Raw genomic sequence first — 22,512 nt, forward strand, 5'->3', positions numbered from 1 at the left:
CTAAAAAAATGAGCACTCCTATAACCGCAAACTATACAGACCCCTTATTGGATAGCATAAAGGCCCGGGTAAACACAAAAAAGGACAACATCCCATTTTTGTTGCTTCCCGTGCGCTTGGAAACCCGTTTTATGAAGGTCCAAAAATCGATTTTTTCGGAACCTGTAAGTCCGTTTGAACAATTTTTGGAATTGTTTGGCAACATTAATATTTCCTTATTGGAGGGCGAAAGGCAATTGACTCCTGTGCAAGTTCGAAACAAGTATGTAAAGATAATAGCACAGCTCAAGGCCTTAAATTTGGGTTTGAAGAATGCCCAAAAAATGACCGCTCAAGAAATACATTGGCTCAAACAACAACATACGATTACACAGAAAGAAGGGGGCCGTGCCGCCCGCCGTATTCGAGCCCATAGAACCCAGCAATTGGCATTGGTACGAGGTTTGGTTACCCTTAAACGGCGCATAGATGGCTTAGGAAAAACAAAGGACAACACCTACCGGGCCGCAAGCAATTTTATAGAGAGGCTTCATTATTTTAATAGGAAATGGAGTGCGATAGGAGGAAAAAACATGCCCTATTCCAATCCTAGAATGAAAAAGCGACTGTATCAATATTTATCATCGAGCTTAGCAGAAATAACAGCCTTTTATGCGTTGGGAGAAAATGCTATTGAGGAGCTAAGGGCCGTTCGAAAGAATCAAGTAGATCAGATTGAAAAACTGCTTCAAGAGATATCTTCAAACATGGAGCGCGCTCCAAGACGCTTGGCATCCTTTTTTAGAGATGGGAATTGGGAAAAATTCTTAACGCGTATGAATTTGAATATCCATACCAAGATACTTCCTGAAGCACAAGATTTTTCAAGAATCATACGAACAAGATTGCGACTCTTGGAAAAATACAGGCAAAGCAGCGCCAAGGAAATTTATTTCAAGGGGATTCAGACCATGGTAGACCTGAAACGGTTTAATGAACATCATTTTAAAGGGTATGAAGATGTTAAAAAATCAAGAAAAAAACTAGATGCTAGAGTAAAATCCCTAGCAAAAATGACCGATCAAGCGGTATCCGCACAACCCGATCAGATACAGCGTATACAATCACTTTGGAGATCTTTGAACCCTTTACTGGAGCAATACCAAACCAAAGTAAATACACACCCAAGTTCAAATAACAGCCAGCGCTTTGGAATAAATCTTACAGTCAATTTTGTAGATACTACGGCAAAAAGGGCCATTGCTGGCTTAAATAGCAAGAACCCAAAAAAGTTCACCTATTTTAACCCCCAAGAGATTAAGGAGAGTACCAATTTCTATCTTGCTTCACATCAAGAGGTACAGGAATTGAAAATTGCGGCGGAAGGATTGGCAAATGGAAATGCAACTTCAAAAGAAATAGAGGCATTTACGGCCAAAGTGATTCAAGTGGGCAATCAGTTTAAAATTGCTTCCCGTAAGAATGTCGTACTTCCCGAAGCGGATAAGAACACTCTGGGAAATGATCTAAAGACTCTGAAGCGCATAGCAGCCAGCGTAGGCCCGACTACGGAAAAAAGTATAGCGGAAATGGAAGCCGTGGTGGCCAATGACTTTGTTGAACTACCCAGTGTTTCTGGTCTTCCTGAAGGCTTCAGCACCCCCCCGGTTTTAGTAAACCCAACCAAGACAAAAAATGAGCTTTGGCTGCGTATTTTCCCGGATGATATCCATGTACATACGCATGAAGAAGGCCTTACGGAGAATGAAATCCGATTGGGAAAAGACTTTTGGACCTATTATTGGATGGCTAGTGGCGAGAAGGATTTGGAGACTACCGCTTGGCGCGGCTTACGATTGGCTTTAGGGGTACGCAGAGCGGCATGGGTCGCAAAAAAGCTACAACCCAGGGAACATCGCTATAAAAACAAACGTCCTTTTTTTCAAAATGTACCTTCCAAAACCATAATTGGATTGGTGCAGCAGTTGAAGGAAGTACACGGCATGCTAAAAGCAGTGACTATAGACGATCCTTATGATGATATTGAACATAAAATTGATACGGCGCAGGTTCAAAACAAGCTTAAAGCGATTTTGACCAAGGCAAAGACCATAGTTAAGGAGCAACTGCATTTTTTACAAAAAACAAGTACGCCCTTACGCCGAATAGAAGGTATTTTATACCTTATCCAAGAGGCCATTGCAAAGTTGGACCAACAAGCAATGAATGTGCATAATGCGAGCTTGATGCAAGTGCAGAACATTTTTGAGACCTACTCCCAGATTCGCGAGCATTTTTCCAAAATAAAGGCGTTGAGCGCAAAAGATTATGCGGAAACCACGCCCATTCCCCTTACCTTCCCCAGGGTAGCTACGAAGAAAGAAGACTGGACCACGGCTCCCCATGCCAGAACTTTACCCGATCGTTTTGTGGCGATCACAATTCAAAAGGGTCAGTATAAACATATTGCTGTCGGAAAACCCGTGCCCCAAAACCTTCAATTGGGACTTGATCCCAAGAAGTTTGATTTAGAAGATGTTTTTCAATTGGATGAAGAGGGAAATCTTCAAGTAGATGAAGGAATGCTATGGATGACCGATTATCAAGAGGCCGTTAGATTGGGAATGGGAATTACACTTCCCCTGACCACTGAGGAAGCCGCAGAAGGTTTTGACAAAGTATTGGTGATCGGCATTAAAGATATCACGCCTACCAAGGCCCGAAATGAATTGGAAAAACTTTTGGAGAACCATAGGTTTTCTCCAGACGGGATGAGTGTGCTGAAAAAAGGAACACCCACCAATAATACCGAAGAAGGTAAGGCCGGATATAATACTGCGGATGATAATGATGAAGACAGTTTCCATATAGAAATGAGCCAACAACTCTTTTCCAATGGGGCTCAAGGTTTTGAAATATCGGATGGACAACGCCTTGCCGCTGCACTAGGAGTACGTTCAAGGTTCTTTCAAAATGTGGAACATAGTGATGGAAGTCAAATTTCGGATGCCAAAGCCATGAACAAGGCCCTCTGGCATGCAACTGTTGGGCATACCATGACGGACATATGGGACAGTGTTTTCACCTATGATAATATTGACCGCACCCGTAAATTTTTCACCGAAAATGTTTTGGGGAGAGGGAATTTGCCTTCCCTTCGAATCGGGACACAACCCTATGGAATTTTGACCACAACAGCTTTTTCGAGACTGAGATATACCAATACTGGCGATAAAGATGTACCACCTAGCTTGAACAAAGCTAATTTTGAGAATCCTTCGGCGATCGAAAATCAACTGCAGTTGCGCTACAATATTCGTAAAAATGAATTGCTACAGTTTATGGACGTTCTCTGGTCTTTAATCCGTGCCGGAAACGTGAAACATTTGGGGAATGTCAAAGATCAAAATCCCCAGCAACATTTTATGGAAATGTTGGGCTTAAATGCTACTACAGTAGAGTATTTCTTTAGATACGGCGTCAATATTGCTATGCGGGGACCTTCTGGAGACGATATGGATTTTAATGTGAACTTTAAAGATGAAGAATACAGCCCATCCGCCCTTTTGGGACTTTTTAAGAAGTTTTTGGATGAAGGATACTTCTACAATTCATTCCATTTTAGCGATGAGCAGTCTCCCAACAGTCATGAAGACACACAGAAGAACCTGAAAGCCTCACGAATTGCACGTCAATTTGAGAGTGCACGCCTGTTTACTTCCCGATTCTTGGACAAGCATGTGCGTTTGAATGGAGAGATGATCGATGGAGAAATGCTCTCCGAACAAAATACCTTGGCGCCCATACCGGAAAGTGAGACGGACACCTATATTGATTGGTTATTGAAAAGTAACTTGTATACGATTTTATCGTCCAATCAGGCAGACGAATTGCCTTCTAGATCCCTTCTGTTTCTGCTATTGCGCCAGTCATTGATGTCGGTATATAATGAGGCAGCGCTCAAAGTGATGCAAAAAGAGGACTTTTTCCCAGAAGCCTATGCCCGGGAAATTGGAAATAGAAAGAAATATTCTGTATACCATACCAAAAAAGGTCATATGACCTATATGTCCAGTTGGACTTTTCTCATGAAAGATATTGATCGTTTGGATGGGTTGGACTATATTAAATTGGAAGGAAAACCTTTGTTCAACCATTTAAATGTGGGGCCTGCGGACAATAAGAAGTCCATGGCAGATTATTTGCGTCTCAGTGTATCTGGGAATACCAGTTCCCTTTTCAATAGTTTTTCCGGTAAGGCAGCCCATCTTCCCTACATTGATCGGATAAAAGAAGTGCAGGAAGCCTTAAAACATTTAAATACCTTATCCACAGCAAGTTTGGATGGCTTGTTGAAAGAACATTTAGATCTCTGTACCTATCGCTTGGATGCCTGGATGCTCGGACAGGGCAATGAACGATTGGAAAAACAACGATCTTCCCAGGCAAGCGGTATTCATTTGGGTGCTTTTGGGTGGGTAGAGGACCTTCGTCCGGGCGGGGAGCGAGCGGAAGCTCCGGATGTTCCAAAAGACCTTACCGCAAAAGGGGAACCCGTGTATACGGATGCCGATAATGAAGGCTTTATTCATGCGCCTTCCCTGAATCAGGCTATAGCGGCAGCCGTATTGCGCAGTGGATACAGTGCCAATTCCTCTTCGGAAGACCTATCCAATACCATGGCCGTGAACCTATCTTCCTCTAGGGTTAGAATGGCCCTAAATCTATTGAGCGGGGTTCAAAACGGCCTGGAAGTTGGGGCAGTATTGGGCTTTCAATTTGAAAGAGGCCTTCATGATCGTTACGCCATAGCGGAATTGGACAAATTTATACAACCCTTCCGTAAAGAATTCCCCTTAACCATTCCTGTTGAAGTGGAAGCCAATGGTGCTGCTAGAGAGACAACAGTGGTCAATGGAATGACCTTCTTAGACCGCATACAGGATTTTGTGGATGGCATAGATTTCAAAGGAGACAAGACCTTGTACGAGTTGTTTACCGATGGAAATTTTGCACAATGTCCGCAATGGTTAAAAACATTTGTGAATACCCATGGAGGGGGTGATAATGAGCTAAGGGTCATTATCGCGGAAATTGACCGTATGGCCAATGCCTTTGATGCTTTAGGAGATTTAGCATTGTCCGAAAGTGTGTATCAAATTGTACAAGGAAACCATGTACGGGCAGCGGCCATGGTGAATGCGTTGGCCGAAGGCAAAAATCCACCGATACCTCAAATTATAGATAGTCCACGTGCGGGAACTGTAGTGACACAACGAGTGACGATGAATTTAGATCCTATTGCCTCAGCGCAGGATGCGCAACCCGCTGGCTGGGATTTTGAGATGACGCCTAGGGCATTGGCCGAACCTTCCTTGAACAATTGGTTGGGGGAGCTTATGGGGAATCCCCAAAAGATACAATGTCTGGTTAGCTATATGGATGGGGACACCACTAAAAAAGAAATGGTAACCGTTGCCCATTTAAAACTACAACCTATAGATTTTCTATACCTCTTGGGCAGTGCATCCCATGAGGGAAGTAGTGATTTAAATAAGCAAATTGCCTATTTTGTGCGAAAAGAACAGAATTTACCCCTATCCGTACCCTTACATTTGCAGTTTAAGGAAAGGGATGCAGGCTGGGACAATACCATAGTTTCTTTTTACGAAATACAACCCCTGTTGCAACAAATTTTGGAAATGCTCAACGATGCTATTCCTTTAACGGCAACCGAATTGCAACTTCCTCCAGAGCAGCCCAAAAGAGAAAATCCCGGCGGGGTAAATGCCGATGAATTAAAGGATAGGATTAGCATAGCTTTACAGGAACAGCAGCAATTATCCGATCAAGTGTCAGCTTTGATTACCCCCTTGACCACCGATACGGATTTAGAAACGCTATCTTTTTCACCTGCGGCATTGGATCAGATGCCCCAACTTTTGTTGAGAGCTTCCCAATTTGGAATCCCCAATAGTATTCCGGATGCGGTCATAGAATTGGACGATGCTGTTGGAAGAGATCAGTTGCGGCAATTGGGGGTTGTTTCCAAGCAACTCATAAAACGTTTGGCAGAGGCAAAATCATTGGAAGCGGGGCTTGCAGATGATGCCCCCGCATCCAGAAAAGTGGAAGTATATCGGGATATGGGACAACGCATTTTTGGAAAGCAATTTACGGTGCTTCCCCAATATGACCTGGAGAACTTTGATGCCATTAAAATGCAATGGGAGCTTCATGAACAAGGGAAAGGATTACTGCGGCATGATACCAGCGGCCTGGCCATGGAAGAGTGGTTGCAGAGTTTGGGAAGGGTTCGCAAGAAAATGTATGCGACCGAGATGGCGGGTATGCTCAGTGATACTTTGGGGCAGGATTTTCCCGATGCACTACCTGCTCAATTCCCTTTTGAAAACCATGTGGATCATACGAAAAACGACTACTGGTTAGGGATAGAATATCCAACATCCTATATACCTGATGAAGATAAGCTTTCCTTGGTAATGCTCCATGCGGAGCACCTTGTACAGGGTGTAGCAGAAAGTCCGAGAGTAGGGTTTATTATAGATGAATGGATTGAAATTATCCCACAACGGGAAAGCACTACGGGCTTAACATTCCACTATGATCAACCAGATGCCACAGCACCTCAAAGTGTACTACTGGCCGTGACCCCCCAAGAAACCGGAAAATGGGAATGGGACGATTTAGTGATGACTTTGGTGGATACCCTCAATCTTGCTAAAAACAGGGCAGTAGAGCCCGATCATTTGGAAAAGACACTTTTTGCCCAAACACTTCCGGCCATTATGGCGGAGGTAGTACCGCCGCAACTACGCGAGGAAATAGGAAGTGATGATTTTAGAAATCCACTGGGCACACAGGTAGTACTGGATTTTGCGGATAATTTAAAAGACGAAGAATAGAATAAGAGATATAAAGTATTATGTTACGGAAAGACTATAAAACTTGTGAACCTTTCAGGGCTTGGAATCGATTGGAAGGGCGTACCCGAAAAGAGGATTTTGATCAAGCCTTACAGGCACGGATTCAGGACCCACTCTGGTTCTTGACCCGTCAATGGCAGTTTGGAGAATTTAAAGGAGAAGATACCGGTTCTGCAATTTTTGCCAAGATTCAAATAGAAAACACCAAAATCAGTCAATTACAATTGAAAAAAGGACAAACGCCTAGAGCTTATGGAGATGAGGTGCCTATTGAAACTTTGGTAGAACGGGAAACCCATAGCCTGGATTTTAAGTCCAGAGTGCAGTCGGGCAAGCATTTTATGCGACTTTTAGATCGGCATGCCCTGCCCAATGTAGGTTATACAAGAAGTGAATATTTAGCTATTTTATTGCAAAGATTTCCCATGGTCTTGCCCGAGCTTGACCCCAATGACAGCCCAAAATTACAAGTGCAAAAGGCAAAATTGAGGGCCAATAAAGATTTGGAACAATTCTTTCATAGTGTGAAGGGAAGAGCTTTTGATGGGGTGGTCTTGTATGAAGCTATTAGTGGCGCCGCAGGAGTTCCTGGGGTGGTCGCATTTTTGGCACAGGACAATACGCATCGGAATTTTGTAAAAGACAGCTTGGAAGCCTATAAACTTTGGTTTAGAGAAAAATATGATGTGGTGGCCGTAGCAGAAAGCGCCTGGAACCCTTCCCAATTGGAGTATCAATTTGGTTGTGCCCTCCCCAATGAAAGTGGAGATAATACGGTTTTGACTGCAGAAGAATATTATACGGGAACTTTAGACTGGTATACCTTTGATATTGATGGGGATGTCAATGAAATGCAAGGCGGGAATCCAGCAGAGCGGGAATCCCATATTAGTACGGAAACCTTGACCATAATACCTACAGAAGTGCAGTTTCCGGGAATGCCCAACGCTCGATGGTGGGAATTTGAAGACGGGCAGGTAGATTTGGGCAATTTAACGGCCTCCACGACCGATGTGGCCAAAATTATTCTTGCTGAATTTGCCTTGGTTTATGGGAATGATTGGTTTTCCATGCCTTATCGTGTGCCTGTTGGCAGTATTTCTAAAATTAAGGGAATCGTGGTAAAAGACGTATTTGGTCAGCAAACATTGGTACAAGCTGCCAATCAAGGTGAGAACGAAGACTGGTCCGGATGGGGCATGTTCAATCTGAGCACGAGGAAGACACAGGATGAAGCCACATTAAAAAATAACCTGCCCATTGCGGCAGATACACGATTGTTTATTCCTCCTACCGTGGCTAGGGTCCAGGAGAGCGAACCTCTGGAAGAAGTACGTTTTGTTCGGGATGAGATGGCAAACTTGGTTTGGGCCGTAGAGACCACTATTCCCAATATGATCGGCAAAGGCCAAGAGGGAGATGCGGCCGCAAGGAATTTGAAGGAAATGTTGGACCGGGCCAATGATCTGGAAACCCAAGAGGTTGAGCTTGCCGATGAAGCCATGCTAAAGTATACCTTGGGCAATTCTGTACCGGAAAACTGGATTCCCTTTATGGCGGTACATTCTCCTGGACAACATAGGGAGGTACGCTTGCAACGAGCGTCTATGCCTAGAGTTATGAAAGAAGGATATATGCCCGTAAGACCCAGAACCCAGATTTTAGGCTATGGTATGAAAAATGACATGACCCAGGCCGTATCTCCTTTTGTAAACGAAACTGCTGAAGAACAGGAAGCACCGTATTTTGTTATTGAAGAGGAAATTACAAAGTCGGGAGTGCACCTCACCAGTACTCATCAACGTACACGATGGTATTCTGGCAAGACCTATAATTGGCAGGGAAGACGTAAAACTTTAGGAAGAGGAGAGGGGTCTAGTGGCCTGCAATATGACCATACCGAGTTTGTATCGAAAAAAGAAGCTTAAAAAATGTAAAAAACAACAATTATCTTCTGGAAATACTTGTATAATTCGTTGATTTTTAGTTATTTTAAGGTATAATTTAGTGGAGTCGTTCAGTGTTAAAAGCACGGTTGTTATTGAGGCAATAAGAGGCAAAGCACCTGAGATAAAATTTGATAAGTAGTCGCTCTTCGTATTATTGTGTGTATGATGTATTGATGGCACATTTCAGTCCTTCGGGCGGAGTCCCGTAGTTCTTCTGTTGTGGAAGCTCAGATTTCTTCAGAAACCTTTATTAGTGCTAAAATTCTCTTTTTAACAGGTTTAAAAATTAAATAAAAGCTCCGATCCTAAAAGATCGGAGCTTTTATTTTTAGCAAATTACCTTAGGAAGTGTCCGAGAGTCGTTAAAGGAAAATTCATCAATTTGTTTTGGCCCAAGAGTTGTAACATTTAAATCTCGATTGTCGAGTAAATTTTTTTTTTCAATGCATAGTTTGGAGGTACTACCATTTATCAAGAGTCCAAAAAAAATAAAAATACTGGACATTAGAACAAAAGAAGCATTTATGGATGGCCATATTCCAGATGCCATACATCTACCCTTTCCTATTCAACTAAAAAAACTTAGAAAGCAATTTGGTTCTGGGGCCCCTATGGGGGATGTAAAATCCTTTATTCAAGACTATGAGGAATGGAAGGTCACCATAAAACCCTATTTATCTATGGATACGCCTTCCTATATCTATTGCCAATCTGGTGGATTACGCTCTTTTTATTTTTCCGAATTGTGGAATACTTACAGGACGCAGCTTTATTTTTTGGAAAAAGGATATGAGGGATATTGTCACTTTCAACAGGGCTTTTTTGAAAAGCTACAATTCCCGGAATTGTATGTTTTATCGGGCTGGACGGGTTCTGGGAAAACAGCGCTTTTGGAAGCCCTAAAAGCAAAGGGAAGACAGGTTGTCAATTTATCGGGACTGGCAAATCATCGTGGATCTGTGTTTGGCCGAAATGAGAAGTTTGGGCAACCCACTTCCACGCAATTTTCGCATCAACTCTTTGGATTATGTAGAAATTTTGATCCTTCACAAGCCATTTTTACGGAAGCTGAAGGTCCTTTTATTGGAACTGTCCACCTGCCTAAGCCCATATATACGCTGCTTCAAAATGCTAAAATCATCCATTTGGAAATTCCAAAGACCGCCAGAGTGCTACATTTAATGGAGGAATATGCTCATTTAGATAAAGCCATGATACTCCAGGGCCTGCAAAAAATACAATCGCGATTATCTCCCAAAGACTATGAACAGGCCCTAACGTACTTAGAGAAAGGGAATAGGAAAGCATTGGTAACACTGCTAATTTCGTACTATGACCATAGTGCGCTCTACCGTGTGTATGCCTCTAAAAGTAGTATCAAACTCCATTTTTCAAGGGTCGATATTGATGAAATGATTAAAGCAATAGAAGAGCAAGCGAGTCTTTTACCGAACTAAGATTTTCCGAAGGAAGTCCCTTTTTCTAGGAACAACGCAAACAGGTGAAATGAGCCACGTAGTACTAACTGCGTACAGAAGGTCGTTATTTGTTCTCCAGTCGTGCCAAGCGTTCTTCTATCGCAATGAGTTTTTGAAGAATAAGGATATGCGTTTTTTTGGCATCGATACCCACAGGGCTTGTTTCACTGTGAATTTCTTTGGCAATGGCTTCATATTGTTCTTTATCGGTCATTTACACGGTTTTTATCATTGTTTTTTCCAGGCACTATAGCCTCCCTTAAAGTCAAAAATGCTTATAAACCCCATTTTTTCCAGCTGTTTACTAGCCCTGTGACTGCGAACCCCAGCCTGACAATAGATGTAAACGGGTTTGTTCTTATTGAGCTTTTCGGATTTTTGGGCAAATTGCTCTAAATTGGAAATATCCATATGAAGGGCATTATCAATATGACCTGCATTATACTCTTGGCTTGTGCGCACGTCAATTAGCTGTACGTCTTTCCCAATAACTGCAGCTTTAAAGGCTTCCAAGTCAATAACCGTAGTTTTGGAATTGGATTGGGGTTTACAGGAAAACCCAAGGATCATAATGAAAATAAAGCATGCTTTTCTCATGGCTTCTCTGTCTTATATATTTTATTGCCTACTAAAAGCCATTTGGCCCATGTTTCATCAAAGGTGTGCACGTTTGCCGTTGCTCCTTCTTTATTTTCAACCTGATGCCCTTGGTTCACCCATTCAAATATGCCTCCATAGAGGTTAGAAACATCGGTATAACCAGCCTTTAGGAGTTTTTGAGTAATTTTTTCGCTCCGATATCCCACTGAACAATAGACCACGATCTTTTTATTTTTTGGAATTGCCTTTAAACGCGTTTTTTTAAAATCATCATACCCAACCCAAAGTGCTCCCTTGATATGGCTGACATTATATTCCTCCTTTTCACGGGCATCCAAGAGCAATACATCTTCTAATGGCAGGATATCTGTGGGTCCCAATTCATTGACATTATGGGTCAATAATTTTTGAAGCATTTGGTCAAAAATGCTATCCTTAACTTTATGCTGTGCCATTGCGGTTGAGATACCACCCAAGCAAAGCATCAATACTACAGCAAGTATTTTTTTCCGCATAGTATAAAGATAAGACGTTATTCAAAGATACCCATGTTAATTATCTTTAAAAGTAACTGAAGTTACATAAGGGATTTTCTCTAGTTTTGTATGAACTATAATTCCTATAGCGTCCCTGCATATGCGCTTATTTTTAGATTTTATTTTAGCTTCCGGTCTTACGGTTACTGGAATTGTACTGTTTTTGATTTTCAAACAGCAAAAGAAACAGGTGCCACAATGGATTATGGTTTTTTTCTTCGTAATTCTTTTTTTGATCATAGCCAGTCTTTATGCCGATATCCACAATATTGATATTCTCTGGTATGTCACCTATATACCGCACGATGTGGCTAGATGGGTGTTGGGACCATTGCTTTATCTCTACATAAAAGCCTTATTTCTTAAAAAAGAGAACATATTTAAAGGCGGGGTACTACATTTTATTCCGGCCATCATCTGTGTTTTGGGGGTGTCGGCTCCAACATTATGGCACATACTAAATGAAAGCCCTAAGCCAAATTATTTGGTATTCTATGCAAAACATCTTCCTTTTTTTGGGAATCTCTCCAGTGGATATACCTTGTTCTACTTGGGCATTTCCTACCACTTGCTGATGCGATTTAGAACCAAGATCAAAGCAAATTATGCTTCCCTTTCAGGACAGGATTTAAGTTGGGTGCAGCATATCCTTATTGGAGGGAGTATCATTCTTGGTGTTGATCTGGGCGTACAGTTATATCAATATAGTATAGGGGTAACCAGTTTTAATTCAGGAGTGCTTTCTATTGTTGCCTTGATTCTTTTTATTGGTTATTTAGGCTACTACGGCGTCCACCAGTCCAAGATTCTATTGCCCGATTTTTTGTTGAAGGAAAATGGAAATCCACCTCTCTACACTACAAATGAAAGGGAGCTTTTGGCACTAAAGGAACGTTTGATTTATCTTCTGGATACTAAGAAAATGTACCTGGATGAGGGGTTGACTTTGATAAAATTGGCGGAGGAAATTCCGACTACGGATAAGAAGCTTTCCGCTTTTCTCAATGGGTACATGAAGATTTCTTTTTATGATATCGTCAATCATTATCGGGTGTCGGCGGTAAAGGAGAAAATAGATTCGGGCACCTATGAAAACCTCTCTTTGATCGGAATCGCCTACGACTGTGGTTTCCGTTCCAAGGCCAGCTTTAATCGGATTTTTAAAAAAGAAACCGGTTTTTCCCCTTCTCAATACAGAAATCGAAACAAAATAGATTAAAATAGGTCTCATCTGATCCATTGAGCCCTTGTTTATGGGAATTGTGCTGTTATTTGATGCTTTAAATTATTCATCGATCACAAAAACAATCCTATGAGAAAAATTTTAAAATGATCCCTTATTCTTATTGCTATAGCCGCTTTAGGAATCTTTGGCATGTTTAGATATATGATTTCAGAAACCAAGAAAGCCAGTCCGGAAGATACCGTAATCTATGATGAAGGAGGCACACAGTTATCTGTTTTTTACAATCGCCCGTCCAAACGGGGAAGAAAAGTCTTTGGAAAATTAGTGCCTTATAATAAGGTATGGCGCACAGGGGCAAACGAAGCCACTACTTTTGAGACCAACAAGGACATCCGAATCAATGGGAAATTGCTTCCTGCAGGGAAATATTCGCTTTACACGATTCCGGGAAAAGACCATTGGGAAGTTATTTTTAATAGTAAGGAATATTTCTGGGGAATTAAGATGCAAGACCCTTCCAAAGTATCGCTGGACAGGGATTTTGATGTGCTCGTTACTGGCGTTGCACCACAAAACACGACAGCTATTGTAGAAATGTTCACCATAGGGTTCCAAGAAACTTCGCAATTACTTATGGTCCTACAGTGGGATCAAACAAAAATAGAACTCCCTATACACCTTAACTAAAAAATACTTTAAAAATGGTCTATATGAGCAGTTGTAGAAGTGTTCTCCTTGCTCTTTTCCTTTTTGGCACAGTCTCTTGCCAACAAAGATTTCGAGATGCGGATGCCATCAGCAAGGAAGAAAAAGAAGTGGTGTTAAAACAGCTTTCTAAAAAATTGAAAAAATCGGGATATGCCTTTAATCAAACCTTTCAAGATATTGAAGATCGTATTGCCAGGCATAAAAGCTATATTGATACCACCACACATATTGGCTCCTTTGTAAAAACCATGAAAGCAGTATTGAACGAGTACAATCTATCACATTTATGGATCAATACGCCAGACGAAATGTTTGTTCGAAAACAAGGATTGGGTGTCAACCTTGGCGCCAATGTAACGAAGACCAATAAAGGGTATTTTGTAACCCGAATCGTTCAGGGGGGTGTAGCGGATCAAGCGGGCATGCGTACTGGGGATATCTTGTTGCTTAAAAATGGACATCCAATCCCCTCGTCGAGGCAGCTAAGGGGCAAGATATCGGAGAAGAGTGTAATTTCATTGATAAGGGGAGGTATACAAAAGGAGGTTAAGGTAAGGTATTTCAAACACCCTTTGTTTTCCATGGACACGCTCTATTTTTTGAACCAAAGTACGGCCGTAATCAAAGTGCATACCTTTAGGAAAGGGGTTTATGATCGCGATTATATCGCCTCACTTTTTGCCAAAGCGCAACATGCAGAAAGAATTGTTTTGGATTTACGTAGTAATGGAGGCGGACTAGATACCAATGTAAGGCATCTGCTGAGTATGATTCTTCCCAGTGATCGTGTATGTCAGTATTTTGTATATCGAAAAGACCACAACGCCTTTGTCAATAAATTCGGTCGTTTTCCATATACCATAAAAGAGCTGATTGCGTATCGAGGTCGGGAATTTACCCCTAAATATCGTTGGAACGCGACCCTGTACCAAGGCGAAATTATGGTACTCATTGACGAACGTAGTGGTAGTGGCGCAGATATTTTTCCCATTTGCGTTCAAGATACCAAAAGAGGATTGATCGTAGGCACAAAATCCCTGGGGATGGTGTTGCACGGAGATCGTATGGGCTTGGAGAAAGGAATGACTTTAATGTATCCCAATGGAGAATCCGTTCGCCTAAACGGTATAAAATTGGAAGGGAATGGATGTGTCCCGGATATTAAGCTTTCCAGGGAAAAAACGGCCAATGATCGTTTTATCCATGAGTTGGTAAGTTCATATCCCTTTAAAAATAGGGAATAGCGTAGCGATATGCTGCGCCAGATTATTTTTGGGAGATAAGAAAGTTGTAAACCCCTTCAATATTCATTTCACGCCAGTTGTCATATTGCCCCATATCTTTATAGGCCCTAAGCCGAATCTTCTTTTTCATTTCTACCAAAGACTGCCCTTGATCATAGGCATTTTTAACTTGTTGGTACAGGGCTTTTAAATAGATTCTGTGTTCCTTGACGTCTTTTTTATTGCCCACCTTCCCATGGCCTGGCACCATGATGTCAAAGTCTAGTTTTTCCACAGTTTTGATAGCGCTTATCCAATCGCTGACATAGGCATTGTTCAACGTTCTATAGGGCAATCTGTCCACGCTAATGAAATCTACGGCAAAGACCGTTTTTTCCTCAGGAAAGTATACGGCAATGCAATCTTCTGAATGACTTTTCCCAGGGTAGATCAATTCTACTTTTTTTCCGCCCAAGGAAATGGTTTTTTTCTCAGTAAAAGTTTCTTGTGGCAAGGGCACGTCCATTTTTTTGTCCTGAATGTTCTTTTTGGTCAATTCATGGCCCACAAATGTTGCATCTTCAAAGACTTCGCCGCCCGTAATATGATCGTCATGGTGGTGACTGTAAATCACATATTTTATAGGCTGATCAAAGCGTTTTTTTATCTCCGATTTCAACCATTTTGAGGCTTCTGCATCAATTGGATCTGTAGTGATGACCCCATCTTTAGTGACAAGAAAAACTGCGTAATGGGCGTTGTTTTGAAATCGGTACAGATCTCCTTTAATTTTGGTGATTTCCCGGGTCGCTGTTTGGGCTTTGACGATTTGACCAGCAATAACAAATAGCATAACAAAGAGAAGGAGTCTCATAATTTTTTCGAATAAAACGTTTATCCTTAAAGTTACAAGATCAAATACAGTTTTCCTTAGCTTTTAAGATTTTTAACCCTTTCTATATCGACTTAAAAAAGCAGTCTTTTTTAGTATCCAATACGAACAAAGTGTTAGTACTGTCGCTGTAAGGGTCGTCGATACAAGAGCTACAATAGCTACTTGCCAAGCTGAGGCCAAACCGGCTTTGACGTCCGCATCTACCTCTTCAGGGCTCAATTGGGGATGGTTTCTGGCATGGTCCGGACGAAAAACTTCAGAATAAGTAGCATAATAATCGGGCTCGATAAAAGAGGTTAGGATAAAATGATAAGTAATAAAAATAAGGGCTGCAGTAAAGCCAAGAACAACACCGATCTGAACAAGCCTCTTTAGGCCAAGCTGAATGGCATCTTTTTTCATATAGAAATAGAGCATCAACAGGATGCTAAAAAGGAGAGCGATACCACGGAAAAACAGATGCAAGTGTGTCGTGCGGTAATGTGTTCCGGTAACATAACGGACCAATTCAAAAAGGATGTAGCATAATCCCAATAGCAACCCATAACGTATCGCAAGGGCATAAAAAGGGCGTTCATGAAATTCGACCATTGTTCTTGTGTTTTTATGCGAAAAGTATAGTAGCGTTTGAAGTGCGTATTATGAGAAGTGATGGAATAGATGTTTTAGGGTAGGAAATGGGGCTTTTTCAACAAAAAGGGTTTTCATACCATTAATGGCTGCATTGATCACAAGAGGTCCTGTTTCGCCACATAAAAATGGAGAAGCCCATGCATTGGACTCCCCCATTCTCATCAAATGAACGGATACCCGAGGAAACTACTAAAACTGAATTTCTTCGTTCAACAACCGTAAAATTTCTTTGTCATTTTTAAATTGTTCCTGTAGGTTGTACGGAACCCTTTTGTAGGGGTTATAGCCCAGCTCCACCAATTTGTGGTTGCGATAATTCTCCACGAAACGATAGATCATAAAAGGCCTTGCCCCTCCGGTATCTTCAAGATAAGCTTTTATTTTTTCGGAAAGGGCTTTCCGCCATTGTAGCGCAGTGAGCATATCTTGGCGCTTAATTTCATTGAGGCCGGGCGCCTGTTTTAATCTAGCCAAGGTAGATGCGCTATACCATTGTTGGGCCATTAGATCAGTCCAGGAAGGAAAGCTCTTTTTTTCAAAAATAAGATCTAAGGAATCTATTGCAACCCCTTTATCCAACACATCGATTTTAAGGGTTCCTTTTGGCACATTTTCCTTCATCCGTATCAGGGCGTAAGGAGGTCTTTTTCGTCCATTAAATACAATACAATGTGCTGCATCCAGACGCTTTTTGATGAGCACCGTGTCTGTTGTTTTGGGACTGGGCGGCCTGTCCACATCCTGATAAATAATCGTGTTTTCAGAAAAAGTGGCACTGCGAACCTCTCCATCCATGGTAAACGTATACCATATGTTTTGGGAGTTTTCCTTGGAGGAAGAGGTATTCTGTGCCTTGCACGAAGCGAAAAACAAAAAGAAAAAAGGTAGAAGTATGTTGATGGTTTTCATAAGCTTTTTGTTATCTGGTAGGTCTTTTTCGTAAGGCAAAGTAAATCTCCAATGGCGCAATGCGTCCTTTAAAACCTTTGGGTTCAATGAGAAGCACTAGACTATAGTTGCCTGGAGGCATGGTCCCGTAATTTTTAGGGGATTTTTGATTATTTCCATCAATATTGGATAGGATGGAGATAAAGTCAAAGGTTTCCGGAGCTAGGAACATATCTCCCGGGAAATAAGGGAAAGGCTCCTCCCTACGGATTTCTTTGAGTAACTTTCCATCTTTTTTGACCTGTGTTATAAAATCGAAAAAGACAATGGTTTCATTGTACCTGTTCAAGGGAATGTCCGTGGCATCATAGCGAAACTGGAGCTGGTATTTCCTGGTCTTAAAGTCCTTGAACAATTGTACCACAGAATTGGTTTCCAATTCCAGTTCCATTTTTGCTTTTCCATTAAGGTGTAATTCTCCTTCTATTTTTTGGGCGCTCCCCTGCATGGCTAGGCAAAGCGCTACCAACGCCAGCTTATGTTGTAGTATGGTTTTCATATTTTGTATCTATTTTAAATTAATCTACTAGTTCAATAGTATAATTGATTTGCGCCGTACGCAACTTCCCATTCTTATTTACTCTTCCATAGAAGTATCCCCTCATAGATCGGTGTCCATCCGGGGCTTCATCCAAGGACATTACGGCATAGCCCGTACCCATGTTGTAATAGGGCGCTTTGGCGGGGGAAAACCCTCTTTTGTCTGTAGCTCTGCTTAAATAGTCCAACGCTTTTTTAAGGTTTATTTTCTTTTTGCCGCCCGTTATTCTTGTAAAAGGAGCTTTACCGGTGTAGACTTTTGTAATTTCATCTAAAGTGGCCCCCACATAAAACTGTGTGTTAGATGTTGAAATGGATGAATTTTTAGGAATTAAGTAAATTCCTGAGTTGTGTATGCCGGCTGGTTTTCCCGGTCTGGCAAAGAGTTGGCGGTGTTTATTCATAAGAGCAGCCTCATCTTGGGATAATACGGTCCTGCCAATAACATGCTTCTTGTCGCCATTCCACCAATGATTTAGGTATAGGTAATCTTTTTTTACCTTTTTAATATCGTTTTCAAGCTTTAGCAGTTCTTTCTTTGCAAAAGCATAGTTCCTGTTATTCACAGATAAATTGGTATAAAAGTCCAAATAATAATCATCTGGATTTGTTCCCCCATCTCCATTTCTAAAGCATTCAATACCAGTAAGCGTAACCTTAAGTTTGTAATTGTTGCTGTCTCCCTTGCGCCTTTTAATATCGTCCGTAGTGTAAACCTCGTTTCTTGTGGTGGTTCCCCAAATTTTACCATTGTTTACGGCAATACGTTTAAAATCGTTTCTTGTATTTTTTACCAGATCCCAGTTATTTCTACGTGGATTCCATAAGAAAATACGCTTGGATACACCCACCACATATAATTTCTTTTGAACATGATCATAGGTAATATCGGTGGCAGCTCCCGGTAACTTTCGTGCTTTTCCGTTAGTATAACTCCAGATGGTGTTATTGGTTTTAAGAACAAAGACGCCCCCCGTATTGTTTACACAAACCTTCTTGTTGTTCTTTCCGGCTATGGGGAAGGGGCGCCAGCCAGAACTATAGCGTTGTATTTCTCCCTTCCCGTTTACCGACCACAAGTTATTGCTCTGGCCCACATAGATATCTTTCAATATACTACCGCCCAGAGGATTGATACGGGAAGTACTGTTGGCATAGCTCTTATGCATTTTTCCATCTGTGGTAAGCAGATAATTCCAGCCACTTTGTGCGGCCAAGGCCCTTGCCTTTCTTTTGGCAATGGCATGTAACTTAAATCTATTTTCTTTGAAATTGTATTTGAAAAGCTGTTTGGACGTGCCAACGACAAAGACATTCCCTTTAGTGTCCATACTAATGTCCGTGGCTCCGCCATCTGCTTTCGTGAATGTCTGGGCATTGGCTCCGATACAGAAGAGGATCAACAGAAGATATATTTTTGTGTTTTGTATTGTTTTCATGCGAATGTATTTTATGATTAATCAACTAGTTCAATGCGATAGCGCACATTAGGTTTGGTATATTTATGGGAAGCGCCGAAGGCCTTAGATTTTTTACTGCCGGAAACATAGGCATAGATTACAGGTCGATTTTTAGGATCCGTTTTCAATTCCACCGACTTATACCCTGAACCCATGTCGTAATATTTGCGTTGTCCCCGAATAAGGACACCATTGGTATTGGAAGAAATATTCTCCGTCTTTGCCACCCGAAATTGATTCATTTTCTTGTGTCCGCTGAGGTAATCCAACATATTTCTGAGGTGGAGCTTGTCTGTTTTTTGAATGATTCGTTCTGTTTTGGCAGAAACTTCATCCACGACTAAGGCCACTTTAAAATCCGCCTTCTTGTTCAGATCTACACCTTTGGGAATATAGAATACCCCAGAATTTTGTATTTGAACACTGGAATTTTCCCTGGTATGCAGCTGCACGGCCCCATGGTCATTTTGATTTTTGTTTCGATGTACATAGAGGGAATTGTTGGTGCCATGTTTTTTGATGAGGTCTTTGATACGTCCATAGCGCTGATCGCGTAAGTAGTACTTCCTGTAATTGATGGAGAGCTCGGGCTCCATTTTTAATAAATAGTCATCTTTGCGATCGTTGTCCCAAGCTTGGCTACAGGAGATATGCTCTAAAGTGACTTTTAGTTTATATTCCCTTGTGTTTGCATAGCGATACGATTCCAACGCCTTGCTGTCATTGGTGTAGATTTTATTGTTGGTGGTTGTCGCCCAAATTTTCCCATTGTATACGCTTAGGCGCTTAAAGTCCCTTCGCGTTCCAGAGAGCGCATCCCAGTTTTTTCGACGCGTATTCCAAACAAGGATTCTTTTGTAGGCGTCTATAACGTATAACTTTTTCTGTTTTTGGTCGTAGGCAATATCCAGTGCCGCTCCCGGGAGTTTATAGTTGCTATTGCCATAGTGCCAGATGCTGCGATCCTTTTTCACCACGTAGATATGGTTTCGATCCACGGCCACAATTCTTCTGTTATTGGTACCTAAGGCTCTTTTGTTGGGAATGTTGTTTCTTCCAAAAGTCATGGCTGGAAATAAACGGCCTGTTTTATCCAATGCCCAAACGGAGTTGTTGGTCGTTAAACAAGCATCGAGATAAGCTGGGGATTTTGTTAAATGAAGTAGCAGGTCATGACCGACCAGGCGAGAGCTCAATGCCGGATTTTTGTAACGGTCTCTATAAGGTCCGGATGAGATACCAACACCATTGATGGTTGTTGAATTTAAAGGTTGATACCGCTTAAATTCAATGTCTTTGGTGTGGAACTTGAATATGTTTCCTGAGGTTCCCTGCACAAAAACATCACCTTGTCGATTAAGGCTTACGTCAGTGGCAAGACCCGGCGCCACCTTAAACGTCTGGGCGCCTAAACTCATGGCCATGCCTAACAATAGCCCCGTGATTTTTATGGTTTTCATATAAAGTTGATTTTTGTCTGTTATTGTCTGATGAATTCTACCCTACGGTTTTTGGCCTTACTCTCTAAAGAGTTGCCATTGTCCAAAAGTTCTGTTTCTCCTTTGCCATCGGAAGCAAGCTGTTCCGGAGCGACTTGGAATTGATTGATCAATGCTTGTTCCACAGCAGAAGCTCGCATTATGGACAGCTCTAGATTGTAGTTTTCATCCCCATCCCCATCTGTATGCCCTACGATCTGTACTTGTAAATCGGGGTTTTGGTTCAGCACCGCTGCAATTTTCTTTAAGGTTCCGTGAGATTCTGGTTTTAAGAAGGCCGAGGCCGTGTCAAAGGTGATGCCATAGGTTACCAGTTTTCCTTCGGTCAATAGTTTGTTGCGCATATCGGGTTTACCTACGGCATAGCGGATATTGCTAATGTAGAAGTATTCGTTTTCCTCGGAGACCTGACTCTGCAGGCGCAAGGTTTTGGCAGTTACCCCTTGCTCCAGGGCCCTGGGAACATCAAAAACCTTTTTTTCGTCTACGTATACTCGAATGCGATTCTTTTGCCGCCAAATGGCAACATGCATACGTTGCCCGCGATGATCACTTTCTTTGGATAGTTGTTTTAAAGGGAAACGGGCATCTGAATTTAGCTGTGGGTTGGGCGCGACTTTAAAATATTCTGCACCTACCTGACCAACCAGGTTCATTCTAAAAAAGTTCTGGCCGGCTTGGGGCTTGTCCAAATGGTAGCCAGGGTCTTCCAAGTCGGACAATAAGAACCCTAAACGACGGCTGTAGGCAAAGGAATTGGGGTCAAAGTCAAAAATAAGATCAAACTCCAAGGTAAAGTTTTCCGGGATTTCGGAAATAAATTCGGGAACAAAAGACGCCTTTCCCAATCCGATCCGCATCCAATTTCCCTCGTAAGTATTTAAAGTAACCACTTCGGCAGAAGTGTTGGTGTTCCAACGCGCCGGAAGGTCTCCTATTTCATCCTGGGAGAAATCCTCAAAACCCAAAATGTGTTCCCCCGGGGTAAAATCGAACTTGGAATAGGCTTCAAAAGAGGTTTCTTCAGTGGACATCATTTCAGGGTCGTTCATTTCCGTACCTACCTCTTTGCCTCTTTTTTTCTTTTTTCTCCTTTTGCGTTTCCCTTTTTTACCCAGTTGGAAAAGACTATCCATGGCCTGTTCTGTTTTTTGTTCTGATTTCTCTTCTACTTTGCGTTCTACAGTTCTGATTACACTTTCTTCAGCTCTTTTTTTGAGCTTTTTTAGTATCTGTGCATTGGTAGTGGGCACAGTGCCGATAAGAAAGCTGAGCAGTAGTATGAGCCTGGTAGTATCCTTTGTTTTCATTGTCATTTGTTTTATTTGATTTACCTTTAGTCTTGACAACGAATCCTTAGGTTAACATTTCCCTGATATTTTTTTTCTGTGGATAGCAAAGAGGTCAATACACTTAAATCTGATGATAGGCTAGAACTTAAAGCCCTATACAATGCGTACCGGACTCCCTTTTTGAATTTTGGCAAGAAGTATGGTTTGGACGAAACGGCCTTGTGCGATGTGTATCAAGAAGCATTTTTGGCGTTGCGGAAACAGGCTATTAAAGGAAAATTGGAAGAGGTACAGAGTAATCTGAAGACCTATCTTTTCGGTATAGGTAAATTTAAGATTTATGATGCGTTGAAGAAGGAAGGAAAGACGGTTTCTTATGAAGGAAATCTACATTTGGTCACCGAGGAAGTGGAAGAAATTCAGGTGGATGATGCTGTTGAATTGACGGAACAACAACAAGTTTTACGACGTTTTTTTGTGCAATTGGGAAAAAAATGTCAATTGGTGTTAACCTTATTTTATTATAGAGGACTAACTATTGAAGAGATTGTGGAGCAGGCGGGCTATGAAAATGCCAATACCGTAAAAGCGCAGAAATCTCGATGTCTAAAATCCCTCAAACAACTCATGAATAGCTAA

General features: G+C 41.7%; 17 protein-coding genes. 7 read left to right on the forward strand and 10 right to left on the reverse strand.

The genetic code is table 11. The features are described 5' to 3' along the window. Nucleotides 1-8: 8 nt before the first annotated feature. From ACEXOE_RS07240 to ACEXOE_RS07250, 3 genes are all read left to right on the forward strand, one after another. Complete coding sequence (locus ACEXOE_RS07240; protein ID WP_394748070.1) at nt 9-6,905, forward strand: hypothetical protein; 6,897 nt, start codon at nt 9-11, stop codon at nt 6,903-6,905. A gap of 20 nt (nt 6,906-6,925) precedes the next feature. Then, nucleotides 6,926-8,854 carry a hypothetical protein gene (locus tag ACEXOE_RS07245; RefSeq protein WP_394748071.1) on the forward strand — a complete coding sequence of 643 codons (1,929 nt, stop codon included), beginning with the start codon at nt 6,926-6,928 and terminating at the stop codon, nt 8,852-8,854. Nucleotides 8,855-9,318: 464 nt separating this feature from the next. After that, nucleotides 9,319-10,332, forward strand: coding sequence for a rhodanese-like domain-containing protein (locus ACEXOE_RS07250; protein ID WP_394748072.1), 1,014 nt, complete (start codon nt 9,319-9,321; stop codon nt 10,330-10,332). Nucleotides 10,333-10,417: 85 nt separating this feature from the next. On the opposite strand, the gene ACEXOE_RS07255 is transcribed toward ACEXOE_RS07250, so the two are convergent. From ACEXOE_RS07255 to ACEXOE_RS07265, 3 genes are read right to left on the reverse strand one after another with little or no spacing between them, the layout of a single operon-like run. After that, complete coding sequence (locus ACEXOE_RS07255) at nt 10,418-10,567, reverse strand: hypothetical protein (protein WP_394748073.1); 150 nt, start codon at nt 10,565-10,567, stop codon at nt 10,418-10,420. Between the two features lie 14 nt (nt 10,568-10,581). After that, on the reverse strand, nt 10,582-10,950 hold the full coding sequence (locus tag ACEXOE_RS07260) for a rhodanese-like domain-containing protein (protein ID WP_394748074.1): 369 nt from the start codon (nt 10,948-10,950) through the stop codon (nt 10,582-10,584). Next, entirely contained in the window at nt 10,947-11,468 is a 522-nt protein-coding gene (locus ACEXOE_RS07265; protein ID WP_394748075.1) for a rhodanese-like domain-containing protein, read from the reverse strand. Before ACEXOE_RS07265 ends, ACEXOE_RS07260 begins: the two co-directional genes overlap by 4 nt. Nucleotides 11,469-11,589: 121 nt before the next feature. Between ACEXOE_RS07265 and ACEXOE_RS07270 the strand changes: the two genes are divergently transcribed. The 3 genes from ACEXOE_RS07270 (at nt 11,590) to ACEXOE_RS07280 (ending at nt 14,627) form a co-directional block, all read left to right on the forward strand. Then, a complete protein-coding gene (locus ACEXOE_RS07270; RefSeq protein WP_394748076.1) occupies nt 11,590-12,708 on the forward strand; it encodes a helix-turn-helix domain-containing protein in 1,119 nt (372 codons plus the stop codon). 156 nt (nt 12,709-12,864) lie between these two features. Next, a complete protein-coding gene (locus ACEXOE_RS07275; protein WP_394748077.1) occupies nt 12,865-13,362 on the forward strand; it encodes a DUF2911 domain-containing protein in 498 nt (165 codons plus the stop codon). Between the two features lie 23 nt (nt 13,363-13,385). Next, nucleotides 13,386-14,627 carry a S41 family peptidase gene (locus tag ACEXOE_RS07280; RefSeq protein WP_394748078.1) on the forward strand — a complete coding sequence of 414 codons (1,242 nt, stop codon included), beginning with the start codon at nt 13,386-13,388 and terminating at the stop codon, nt 14,625-14,627. A 22-nt stretch (nt 14,628-14,649) separates the two neighbouring features. Here ACEXOE_RS07280 and ACEXOE_RS07285 read toward each other — a convergent pair whose 3' ends face one another. From ACEXOE_RS07285 to ACEXOE_RS07315, 7 genes are all read right to left on the reverse strand, one after another. Further along, nucleotides 14,650-15,480, reverse strand: coding sequence for an MBL fold metallo-hydrolase (locus ACEXOE_RS07285; RefSeq protein ID WP_394748079.1), 831 nt, complete (start codon nt 15,478-15,480; stop codon nt 14,650-14,652). A 72-nt stretch (nt 15,481-15,552) separates the two neighbouring features. Further along, nucleotides 15,553-16,092, reverse strand: coding sequence for a DUF4199 domain-containing protein (locus ACEXOE_RS07290; RefSeq protein WP_394748080.1), 540 nt, complete (start codon nt 16,090-16,092; stop codon nt 15,553-15,555). Between the two features lie 231 nt (nt 16,093-16,323). Next, nucleotides 16,324-17,043, reverse strand: a complete 720-nt coding sequence (locus ACEXOE_RS07295) for a hypothetical protein (protein WP_394748081.1) — start codon at nt 17,041-17,043, stop codon at nt 16,324-16,326. A 10-nt stretch (nt 17,044-17,053) separates the two neighbouring features. After that, entirely contained in the window at nt 17,054-17,581 is a 528-nt protein-coding gene (locus ACEXOE_RS07300; RefSeq protein ID WP_394748082.1) for a hypothetical protein, read from the reverse strand. Between the two features lie 19 nt (nt 17,582-17,600). Next, nucleotides 17,601-19,061, reverse strand: a complete 1,461-nt coding sequence (locus ACEXOE_RS07305) for a tectonin domain-containing protein (RefSeq protein ID WP_394748083.1) — start codon at nt 19,059-19,061, stop codon at nt 17,601-17,603. 17 nt (nt 19,062-19,078) lie between these two features. After that, nucleotides 19,079-20,542 carry a hypothetical protein gene (locus ACEXOE_RS07310; protein WP_394748084.1) on the reverse strand — a complete coding sequence of 488 codons (1,464 nt, stop codon included), beginning with the start codon at nt 20,540-20,542 and terminating at the stop codon, nt 19,079-19,081. 20 nt (nt 20,543-20,562) lie between these two features. Then, entirely contained in the window at nt 20,563-21,891 is a 1,329-nt protein-coding gene (locus ACEXOE_RS07315; RefSeq protein ID WP_394748085.1) for an OmpA family protein, read from the reverse strand. 78 nt (nt 21,892-21,969) lie between these two features. Between ACEXOE_RS07315 and ACEXOE_RS07320 the strand changes: the two genes are divergently transcribed. Beyond that, entirely contained in the window at nt 21,970-22,512 is a 543-nt protein-coding gene (locus ACEXOE_RS07320; RefSeq protein WP_394748086.1) for an RNA polymerase sigma factor, read from the forward strand.

This window comes from Spongiimicrobium salis (assembly GCF_043678055.1).
GTDB classification, from domain to species: Bacteria; Bacteroidota; Bacteroidia; order Flavobacteriales; family Flavobacteriaceae; genus Spongiimicrobium; species Spongiimicrobium salis.